At 43.5% G+C, this 10,030-nt stretch carries 9 protein-coding genes; 5 read left to right on the top strand and 4 right to left on the bottom strand.

Annotation, left to right across the window (positions count from 1 at the left end):
• Positions 1–36 precede the first annotated feature (36 nt).
• Positions 37–1,395, top strand: a complete 1,359-nt coding sequence (locus tag ABWT76_RS21725) for an ATP-binding protein (RefSeq protein ID WP_190877384.1) — start codon at positions 37–39, stop codon at positions 1,393–1,395.
• Positions 1,396–1,646: 251 nt separating this feature from the next.
• Positions 1,647–2,438: a pantothenate kinase gene (locus ABWT76_RS21720; RefSeq protein ID WP_054465425.1), complete on the top strand. Its 792-nt coding sequence runs from the start codon at positions 1,647–1,649 to the stop codon at positions 2,436–2,438.
• A gap of 130 nt (positions 2,439–2,568) precedes the next feature.
• Here the strand turns inward: ABWT76_RS21720 and ABWT76_RS21715 are convergent, their stop codons facing one another.
• The 3 genes from ABWT76_RS21715 to bcp form a co-directional block, all read right to left on the bottom strand.
• Complete coding sequence (locus ABWT76_RS21715; protein ID WP_054465426.1) at positions 2,569–3,378, bottom strand: alpha/beta fold hydrolase; 810 nt, start codon at positions 3,376–3,378, stop codon at positions 2,569–2,571.
• 185 nt (positions 3,379–3,563) lie between these two features.
• On the bottom strand, positions 3,564–4,019 hold the full coding sequence (locus ABWT76_RS21710) for an NUDIX hydrolase (protein WP_054465427.1): 456 nt from the start codon (positions 4,017–4,019) through the stop codon (positions 3,564–3,566).
• Between the two features lie 125 nt (positions 4,020–4,144).
• The gene (gene bcp / locus ABWT76_RS21705) at positions 4,145–4,606 is read right to left on the bottom strand and encodes a thioredoxin-dependent thiol peroxidase (RefSeq protein WP_054465428.1); all 462 of its coding nucleotides are present in this window, start codon (positions 4,604–4,606) and stop codon (positions 4,145–4,147) included.
• Between the two features lie 265 nt (positions 4,607–4,871).
• On the opposite strand from bcp, the gene ABWT76_RS21700 reads away from it, so the two are divergent.
• The 3 genes from ABWT76_RS21700 to ABWT76_RS21690 all read left to right on the top strand — a co-directional run bounded on the left by ABWT76_RS21700 (position 4,872) and on the right by ABWT76_RS21690 (position 8,568).
• Complete coding sequence (locus ABWT76_RS21700; protein ID WP_054465429.1) at positions 4,872–6,032, top strand: DegT/DnrJ/EryC1/StrS aminotransferase family protein; 1,161 nt, start codon at positions 4,872–4,874, stop codon at positions 6,030–6,032.
• Between the two features lie 255 nt (positions 6,033–6,287).
• A complete protein-coding gene (locus ABWT76_RS21695; RefSeq protein WP_054465430.1) occupies positions 6,288–7,991 on the top strand; it encodes an AarF/ABC1/UbiB kinase family protein in 1,704 nt (567 codons plus the stop codon).
• 211 nt (positions 7,992–8,202) lie between these two features.
• Entirely contained in the window at positions 8,203–8,568 is a 366-nt protein-coding gene (locus tag ABWT76_RS21690) for a hypothetical protein (protein ID WP_054465431.1), read from the top strand.
• Positions 8,569–8,623: 55 nt separating this feature from the next.
• Here ABWT76_RS21690 and ABWT76_RS21685 read toward each other — a convergent pair whose 3' ends face one another.
• Positions 8,624–10,027: an NB-ARC domain-containing protein gene (locus ABWT76_RS21685; RefSeq protein ID WP_354634941.1), complete on the bottom strand. Its 1,404-nt coding sequence runs from the start codon at positions 10,025–10,027 to the stop codon at positions 8,624–8,626.
• Positions 10,028–10,030: the final 3 nt, after the last annotated feature.

Genomic DNA, 10,030 nt, shown 5'->3' with positions numbered 1-10,030 from the left:
CGAATAAAAAGGTTTAAACCAAGGAAAAAATAAATTATGTTACTAAAGCCACAACAATTTTACAATGCGACGAATCCCGCTAAAACCCTGGATATTTCTAAGCAGGAAGATAAAAGTTATTATGTTGATTTTTCGGCGGTGCGCGGGGGAGAATTGATTGCGGAGTTAAAAGATAAGATTACTTGGAGTGAGGATTTTACTTGTCATTTGTTTACGGGACATATTGGTTGTGGCAAGTCAACAGAGTTATATCGCCTGAAAAGTGAGTTAGAAGCGGAAAATTATCATGTAATCTATTTTGAAGCTACCGATGATTTGGATATGGGTAATGTGGAGGTGAGTGATATTTTGTTGGCGATCGCTCGTCGGACTGCCCAAGAGTTAGAAACCTTGATGAAACAAGCAGAAAGCGGCTGGCAAGGAGTGATGCAAAAGGCCAAAAATCTGCTATTTACCGAAATTAAGCTGGATGTGAAGACTGGGGAAATTCCCGGTGTGGGGAAATTTGAGTTAGGGGTTGATTTTGATAATAATGTCAATGTAGGTTTATCCACGATTATCGGCGAAATTAAAGCCCAATCTCGCAAAAATGCCAATTTACAAGACCGCTTAAGAAATTACCTGGAACCCAAAACCGATGGATTTCTTGATGTTTTAAATAACGGGCTATTTATTCCTATTAATGACACCTTAAAAGCTAATGGCAAAAATGGTTTAGTGATTATAATCGATGGCTTGGATAAGTTAATTAATACAGAAAAAAGTCCAGGGAAAACCCTGCCCGCTTATTTGTTTGGCGATCGCGGCGATCAACTCAGTCGTCTTGCTTGTCATGTGGTTTATACCATGCCTTTGGCCTTGTGTTATTCTGATGAATATACGGTCATCCGACAAAAGTTTAAAAACGACCCCATTATTTTACCGATGATTCGGGTAAAAAACCGGGATGGTGAGGTGGATCAAACCGGAATAAATTTACTTTATCTTATGGTATTATCCCGCGCATTTTCCCAATTAAGTGAAGCGGAAAAACTCACGAAAATTGGGGAAATTTTTGATGGAGAAGAGCCGTTAAAGCAACTTTGTGAAGTCAGCGGCGGTCATGTGCGAAATTTACTGATTATTTTAAATAGTTGGATTATTAAAGAGAAAAAGTTTCCTTTATCCTCTGCCGGTTTAGAGGCAGTGGTGGTGAATCAAGTTGCTGGGCAAACGGCTCAACTTACCCCGGATGAATGGGAGTTATTAAATCGCGTCCACCAGACGAAAGATTCATCGGGCGATCGAGATTTTTCTAAGTTAATTAGAACTTTGTTAGTGTATGAATATCGGGATGAAAAAGGCGCTTGGTATGAGGTGAATCCGATTTTGTTCAGAACGGAGAAAATTCAATAATACCAAAATATCAAATATTTTGATTACAGCAATATGGGCGAAGCATTCCGGCAGGTAGGGGCGAAGCATTCCGGCAGTCAATTTAATATTTTAATCAGTAGGGGCGAATGGCCATTCGCCCATACACTGCAATGCTTCGCCCCTACGATAGAACCGGATTTGGTATAAAAATCCTATAACCAAATTTCCCAACCACCAACAAAAGAATCCCTACCCAACAACAACCAACAACCAACAACCAACAACCAACCATGAACCCCCCAACCACGGCAAATCATCATTTTTGGTTAGCTTTAATGATTGGCAGTTCTCACTTGCATTGGGCTGAGTTCCAGGGGAAAGAATTACTCACCGCTTGGGATACGCCGCATCTTAACCCAGAAATAGTTCAGGAGTTAATTAAAGGCGGTTTTGCCGATGATTTATGGCCGGAAATTTTGCCGGTTCCCCCCTTATCAAGGGGGGCGTCGCTGTGGATCGCTTCAGTGGTGCCAGAGCAGACGCAACTTTGGCAAAGATATGCCCAGGCAAAAGCGATCGCTTTGGATGATTTACCGTTAAAAGGACTATATCCAACTTTGGGGATTGACCGGGCTTTAGCTGCGTTGGGGGCTGGGGAAAAATTTGGCTTTCCGGTGTTGGTGGTGGACGCGGGAACTGCTATGACATTTACCGGGGTGAATAGCGATCGCCAGTTAGTTGGCGGGGCAATTTTACCGGGGTTTCGGTTACAGCTAAAATCCTTATGGACGGGAACCGCGAGTTTACCAGATGTGGCAATTCCCCAGGAACTCCCCGATCGCTGGGCGTTAAATACCCCGTCTAGTATTCAAAGTGGCGTGATTTATAGCATTGTGGCGGGAGTGCGCGATTTTATCGCCGCTTGGTGGCAAGATTATCCCCAAAGTCAAATCGTGGTGACGGGAGGCGGTGGGCCCGGTTTGCTGGCTTATCTGCGATCGCGTGATTCGGCGATCGCGGATCGCGCCATTTTTGACCCGCATTTAGTCTTTTGGGGGATGGAAATGATTGTTAATGGTTGATTGTTAATGGTTGATTGTTGATGGTTGATTGTTGATTGTTGATGGTTGATGGTTATTCGTTATTCGTTGCCTGAGTCAAAGAACAAACAACAAACAACCAACAACCAACAACCAACAACCAACAACAATTCTATGCTGGCAAAAACTGCTGAATTGCCTCAGCGACGCGATCGGGCAAAGTTTCCGCCAGAGATCCATCGGCTTCGGGGATGATTTTGAGTTCTGCTTGAGGACAAAGACTGGCATAAGCGCGAGATATTTCCAGGGTCTGCGGTTTGTCGCGATCGCCACATAAAACCAAAACCGGGGTTTTCAGAGAATTCAACCGATCTTGTAAAAATTCCGCCTCAATTTCCGCCCGACGACGTTGAAATATTAGCTTGGTGGTGGGGTCTGTAGCTTGATTCAGGGCTAATTTTTGCAGCCACCGTTGTAGGGGCAAGTCCCAAGGCAATTGGTTGACTAACTTAGAAAGCGATCGCCACAACCAAGAGGCGATCGCCTTTCTCTGTTGTTGCCAATATTGCTGCTGCCAATTTTTCTGCCAATCGTCAGTCAATACCCCTTCTGGGGACAACAAGACCAAACCACTTACCCGTTCTAGATGCTTCAGGGCATAACTTGCCGCCACCCAAGCCCCCAGAGAATGACCGACGAGATATATTTTGGAGAGATTCAAGCTATCGAGATACTCTTCGAGAGATTCCACATGGAGGGTGATCGAATAGTGAATATCTATCGCTTCCGACTCCCCAAACCCCCATAAATCTGGTGCAAAGCATTGGGATTGACGGCTTAACTGTTGCATCACTGGCAACCATTGGCTGCTGTCTTTCCCGGAACCATGCAAAAATACTATCGGGGATCCTTGGCCAACTTCTCGCCAAAATAATAGCCCCTGAGACAACTTAATTCGAGAATTACGAACTGGTAGCGGCATTGACACTCGATAGATAAAATAAATGATTTCGCGCCAAATCAATCATAGTGGGTTAAAGTGGACAGAGCAATGGGATTGTAATAATTAGAAATCAATTCTACAGAGTCCGTGTTCTCATCCCTACCAAATAAAGGAACTCACTCCTGTAACCCGCTTGTTAATCAAGCAAGTGAATCAAGCAAATTTTAAGTCAAGCTAGTTTTCCCATTGATATAATCTTGCAAAATGCGATCGAAATCGTGAGACAGTTCACCGAAAGGTAACTCATTCACAGGGAATGCTTTGACTTCGGTAATCTCAATCTGATCATCAATGTTAAACTCACCTTGAACCTCGGCAGCCACAATCACACAAATTGAATGAAATCTGGGGTCGCGGTCTACTTCTGAATAAACCCCAACTAAGCGATTAATTTTAACTAACTCTAAACCCGTTTCTTCTAATAATTCTCTTTTAACGGTATCGGGAATATTTTCCCCCCAGTCAACCATGCCGCCAGGACAAGCCCACTGGCCATTATCTCGCCGTTTTACTAAAACAATTTGCCCATCGGCTAACACGGGAATTACACAAGTTCCGGTGATGGGATGGCGCAATAATAGTTTAATCGTTGATTTAGCAAATCGCAATAAATTTTTCATATCTTAACTTTATAAACTAATTATCAACTAAAAAATAGGGAGATTCTGGAGCAAGGGAAACCCTCTAGCGAAGGCAGGCACCTCTGCACCTCTGCCCCTCTGCCCCTCTGCACCCCTACAAACATTTAAGCAATGAGTTCTTGCAAAATTTCTACCCCATGAGTTTCGGGTTTAACTTTACGATAAATTTTTTCGATTTTACCATCAGGGGCGATCGCAAATGTATGACGATATACGCCCATATATTCTTTGCCCATAAATTTTTTTAATCCATAACTCCCATACAGGGTTGCCACCGTTCCGTCCGGATCGCAAAGCAAAGGAAATGGTAATTGATGCTTCCTGATAAACTTTTGGTGTGATTTTCCATCATCGGTACTCACCCCTAGGATTACTATATTATGAGATTGGTAATCTGGGTATGCATCTCGAAAACTGCAAGCTTCTTTGGTGCATCCTGGGGTGTTATCCCGTGGATAGAAATATAAAATCACCCGACTGCCGCGAAAATCCGATAGAGAAACCGAGTTGCCATTGGCATCGGCTAAAGTAAAGTCAGGGGCAATATCTCCAATTTGTAAAGTCATTTCTCCATTTTGAATAGCGATCGCCCATTATATCGATATATCGATCGATTTTGCCACTTTTCACTTGCCACTTGCCATTTACCACTTATCCCTTATCCCTTATCCCTTTTCCCTCGTACATATCAGAGAGAACCTCACAAAGTAAATTTTGAACTTGACAAAAGTCGAACTTAGTGCATAACCGCGATCGCCAGAATTTTGTCCTCGCCAGATTCCCTTTTTTCAGAAAATCTGTTTTTATAGGTAAAAATTCTGGTGAAGTGATGTGAACACAATTCCTCCTCTTGACCTATCGCGGCAATATCAAACCATTGCCGCAGAGATAGAATCCGCTGTATTACAGGTGATGGCATCGGGTCGCTATATTGGCGGTCAGACGGTGCAAGATTTTGAGCAGCAGTTTGCCCAATATATTGGCACCGCTGAATGTGTCTCCTGTGCCAATGGCACCGATGCCCTTTATTTGGCGTTGCGGGCTTTAGATATCGGCCTTGGAGATGAGGTGATTACCAGTCCGTTCACGTTTATGGCCACCGCTGAAACCATTAGTTTGGTTGGGGCAACCCCAGTTTTTGTAGATATCGAGGCTGAGACATTTAATTTAGATGCGTCAAAAGTCCCCAGCGCCATTACGGAGAAAACGCGGGCGATCGTTCCGGTGCATTTGTTTGGTCAGCCGGTGGATATGACCCAGTTGATGGCGATCGCCTCAACTCATGGTTTAGCGGTAATCGAAGATGTCGCCCAAGCCGCAGGGAGCGAATGGGCGGGACAAAAAACTGGTAGCATTGGCCATCTTGGGTGTTTTAGTTTTTTCCCCACCAAAAATTTAGGGGCTTTTGGGGATGGGGGCGCCGTCACCACCAACGATCCAACTCTGGCGGCGAAAATGCGCGTCCTTAAAGATCATGGGGCAACTCAACGGTATTATCACGAAAAAATTGGCATCAATAGTCGTTTGGATGCCTTGCAAGCGGCAATACTACAAATTAAACTGCCCTATTTAGATTCCTGGAACGATCGCCGTCGTGCCGTGGCTGCGGATTATCATCAGCGATTGGCTGATTTGCCTGGGGTAATTCTGCCTCAAGAAACTCCCGGTAGTCGGGCGGTTTGGAATCAATACACGATTCGGGTCAAAAGTCAAGAATTAACGGAAAACAATCCAGCAGAAAATCAGCGCGATTCCCTGCGCCAAGAACTGCAAAACCAAGGCATTAGCTCAACGGTCTATTATCCATTCCCTTTGCATTTGCAGCCGGTTTATCAGCACTTGGGCTATCAAATGGGTCAGTTGCCCTGGGTGGAGAAGATATGTCAAGAGGTTTTATCCCTGCCCATGTTTCCTGAACTCTCCCTAGGAGAAATCGAGTCAGTGGTAAATGGATTAAAGAATTCTTTATCCCGATCCCAAGCCCGATCCTAACCATGACGGAAACTATTCCTTGACAAGAGTGAAACTTACTGAATTTTGTCGAAATATATACTTTTGTGTAGTATAATTAAGAAAAGCATAAACACTGATATAAATTTGGGCGGGCTAAAAAAATCTCTTAATCAATGCCATATAGCATTTTTGTGAGGCGTTTTTCGGGGATTGGCTGCACCAAAAGCCTGAAAATACATAGACCGCCGCCTGTGTCCAAAAGTTAACATTCTGATCATTGAGGCCAATAAAAGCGTGAGTCAGCATCAACTCGCTCTGTTAAAACAGTACGATCCCCAAGCGATCGCCGACTACTACCGCTACCGTCCTTGGGAAGCCTTATGGCGTTCTTTGCGGATTATTTTTTCTTTTCTGGGATGGCTTCTGGCAATCCTCTTAGACCAATGGACGGGTCAAGTTGAGAAAAGCAAATTAAAACGAGCCAGTAAACTGAGGGAAATCCTCACAAAACTTGGCCCGACATTTATCAAAGTCGGTCAAGCTTTATCGACTCGACCAGACTTAATTCGGAAAGACTTTTTAGAAGAATTAGTCAAGTTACAAGACCAGTTGCCACCCTTTGACAATGCGATCGCCTTCAGAATCATTGAAAAACAACTAGACCGCACCGTCGAAGAAATCTATCAAGAAATTTCCCCGCAACCCGTAGCCGCAGCGAGTCTAGGGCAAGTTTACAAAGCCCGGTTACGGGATAACGGCGATATGGTGGCGGTGAAAGTACAGCGCCCTAATTTAAAACCCATTCTCACCTTGGACTTATATTTAATGCGCTTAGGGGCGAAATGGTTAGCTCCGTGGTTGCCATTAAATTTAGGCCATGACTTAACCCTAATTGTGGATGAATTCGGCATCAAACTGTTTGAAGAAGTTGATTATGCCAATGAAGCTCGCAATGCGGAAAAATTTGCCCTGAATTTCCAAAATAATCCCCAAGTTAAAGTTCCCAAAATTTACTGGCGTTACAGTAGCGATAATGTTTTAACCCTGGAGTGGATTAACGGTTATAAACTCACCGGCACTCAACATTTAGAAGAAGCCGGAATTAATACCAATGCGATCGTGGAAATTGGTGTCACCACTGGTTTGCAACAGTTATTAGAATTTGGCTTTTTCCATGCTGACCCCCATCCGGGAAATCTCTTTGCCACCACCGATGGTCAAATGGCCTATATTGATTTCGGCATGATGGATCAGCTAGATGAAACCACCAAAGAAACTCTAGTAGATGCGGTGGTACATCTAATCAATAAAGACTATACGGACTTAGCCAAAGATTTTGTCAAGTTAGGCTTTCTAACTCCCGATATTGATATTACACCGATTATCCCCGCTCTGGAAGATGTGCTCGGAGATATTATGGGCAAAAGTGTCCGGGATTTTAACTTTAAAACCGTGACCGATCGCTTCTCGGAATTGATGTTTGAATATCCTTTCCGGGTTCCTGCCAAATTTGCCTTAATTATTCGTTCTGTCGTCACCCAAGAAGGATTAGCCCTCAGCGTCGATCCGAATTTTAAAATCGTCGATATCGGCTATCCTTATATAGCCCGACGACTGCTGAAAGGTGAGTCACCCCAGTTACGCCGAAGACTGCTGGAAGTGCTATTTAAAGATGGCAAATTCCAGTGGCAGCGTCTGGAAAATATGATTACCATCGCTCGTTCTGATGGCAACTTTGACATTTTGCCCACTGCGGGACTGGGTTTGCAATACCTCATGTCTGAAGAGGGCGAATTTCTCCGCCGTCAGCTATTGTTGGCTTTGATTGAAGATGACCGACTGCATACGGAAGAAGTTAAACGGATTTGGGAGTTGGTTAAAGATGATATCAAACCCAATCAACTGTTTAATGCCGCGATGGATGCGTTGGCGAATTTTTCCCGACAAAGCGCGGCGGCATTTATGCCCGCTGTGGCGGCTTTGACTACGGAAAAATAATTTTGTTGATTGTTGGTGGTTGATTGTTGGTGGTTGATTGTTGGTGGTTGATTGTTGGTGGTTGATTGTTGGTGGTTGTTAGTTAGCGAGATGTCTGTCAAATAACAAACAAAAATCAACAATGAACAATCAACAATCAACAATCAACAGTTAACATTAGAATCAAATCTGATTCTGTTTTGATCCTGTAAATAAAGGAGTAACTTTCCCGGTGTATTTAGACCCCCCCTATTTTTTAGTATTTGCCAGTTTGTTTGCTGGAGTGACATCAGGTCTTGCATTTAAAGCGACGTTGGAACTGATGGTACGCAACTGGTCGCGCGATCGCAGCATTAACCTAATCGAAGAAGTGAATAAGTTAGAACTACAATTGCCTTTTTTTGGCATCTCGATCGGCATATGTGTTTTTCTTGCTTCTGGTCTACAAATCTTTACCTTTCCTGTAGATATCTCTTATGCTTTTTCCATTCCCATGACCCTGGCCACCAGTGGCTTGGTTTGGTGGCAGTTAGGTAAACTATTAGGACAGTTAATGCGGGGCGGTTCCCAGGCGATCGATTTAGACGCCTTATTCTAAATTATTCATAAATTAAAGCAACCCGGTTTCTTGAAGAAACCGGGTTTTTTTCTCTCTAGTCTCTCCGGCTTTTGACATAAGCTTTCACTACTGGCTGCATAGAAAAAACGGTTTCTTTGGCTTCATCCCGTTTTTCAATTAAGCAACGACGGCTTAAAGATTGCATGGCTTTTAATAAATCCGAGGGAGATAATTTGGTTGACTTTTGCAATTGAGCCAGGGAAACCGGCGTCGTTGCATTCGCTAAAGCGGCGATCGCCACTTTTTCCACATCCGATAAGCGCTGAAACATGGGATCTAAAACGGCAATTAAATCCTCGCTTAAAAATAGCGTATCGTAGGTTAAAAATTCCCCAACTCTACCGCCAAATAAATCATTGATGGTGGCGGCAATTAATTTCAGCCATAAAGGGTTGTCCCCGTAAAGAGCGATCGCCTCGTCCCATTTGTCCTCATCTTTTAAACCTTTTTCTCGGAAAATTTCCCTTGCGGCCTGTCCCAAGCCATTCAATTGCAGCGATCGCACTGGGGCAGTTTCTCCCTCTAATTTAGTCACGGATCTAGGTTTTTCCCAGCCCAGCAGCAGCAAGCAACTGTTATGGGATAATTCGGCGATTTGCTCAAAAAATAAGCCATAATTTTCCCAGCCCGGTTGATACTCAGCGGCTAATTCTTTGTTACTGAAAATCATCTGCACATCATCGAGTATCACCAAACAGCGATCGGAGCGAAAATAATCAAGCAAGGTGGCTGAATTATTCTTCAATTCTTCTGTAAATGCAGGATTATTTGTATTATTATTTGTATTTAGAAATTGAATGATATTAGCTTGCAATTGTGCCAGGGTGGGAGCCTTATTCAAGCTGCGCCAGATAATATAATCAAACTTATCTTGAATCTGTGCTACAAGCTGAACAGCGAGAGCAGTTTTGCCAATACCACTCAATCCGAATATGGCAATTAGTCGGCTGCGATCTGTTAAAAACCACTGGTTGAGGGTGGCCAGTTCCGGTGTGCGATTGTAGAATCTAAATATTTCCGGAGCGTCCCTTAAATCAATTTGAGTTTGTCTGGGACTTGGTTGAGAGTTTTGGGGTGATTTAGAGGGTGATGGCACTTTGGAATTATGTATTTTTTCCCCGCATATATTAATATTGCCAAATTGATTGCCAATTTGAACAAAATCACTTGAAATATTTGAGATGTGGAATCTCTCGGCTATAGCCCGAAAATTAAGTTTATGAATATCTTCTCCCAACACCTCTGATAACATATGCCATAATTTCGCCGCTTTCTTCTTAACGTGAATTTCGCTGCATTTGTAGTTTTCAGCTATTTCTGGATATTTTTGTCCCTGCCAAGTTCCTTGCAGGATAGTTGCTTGCAGAGAATCCAGGTGTTCCCCAGTCTTGGCGAATATTTGCTCATCTGTCCATTTTAAGACTTCCTGAAAGTCCATAGA

It is taken from the genome of Planktothricoides raciborskii GIHE-MW2 (assembly GCF_040564635.1).
Classification (GTDB): Bacteria; Cyanobacteriota; Cyanobacteriia; order Cyanobacteriales; family Laspinemataceae; genus Planktothricoides; species Planktothricoides raciborskii.
The sequence above is the reverse complement of the archived record's forward strand: the minus strand, read 5'-3'. Positions and strand labels throughout refer to the sequence as shown.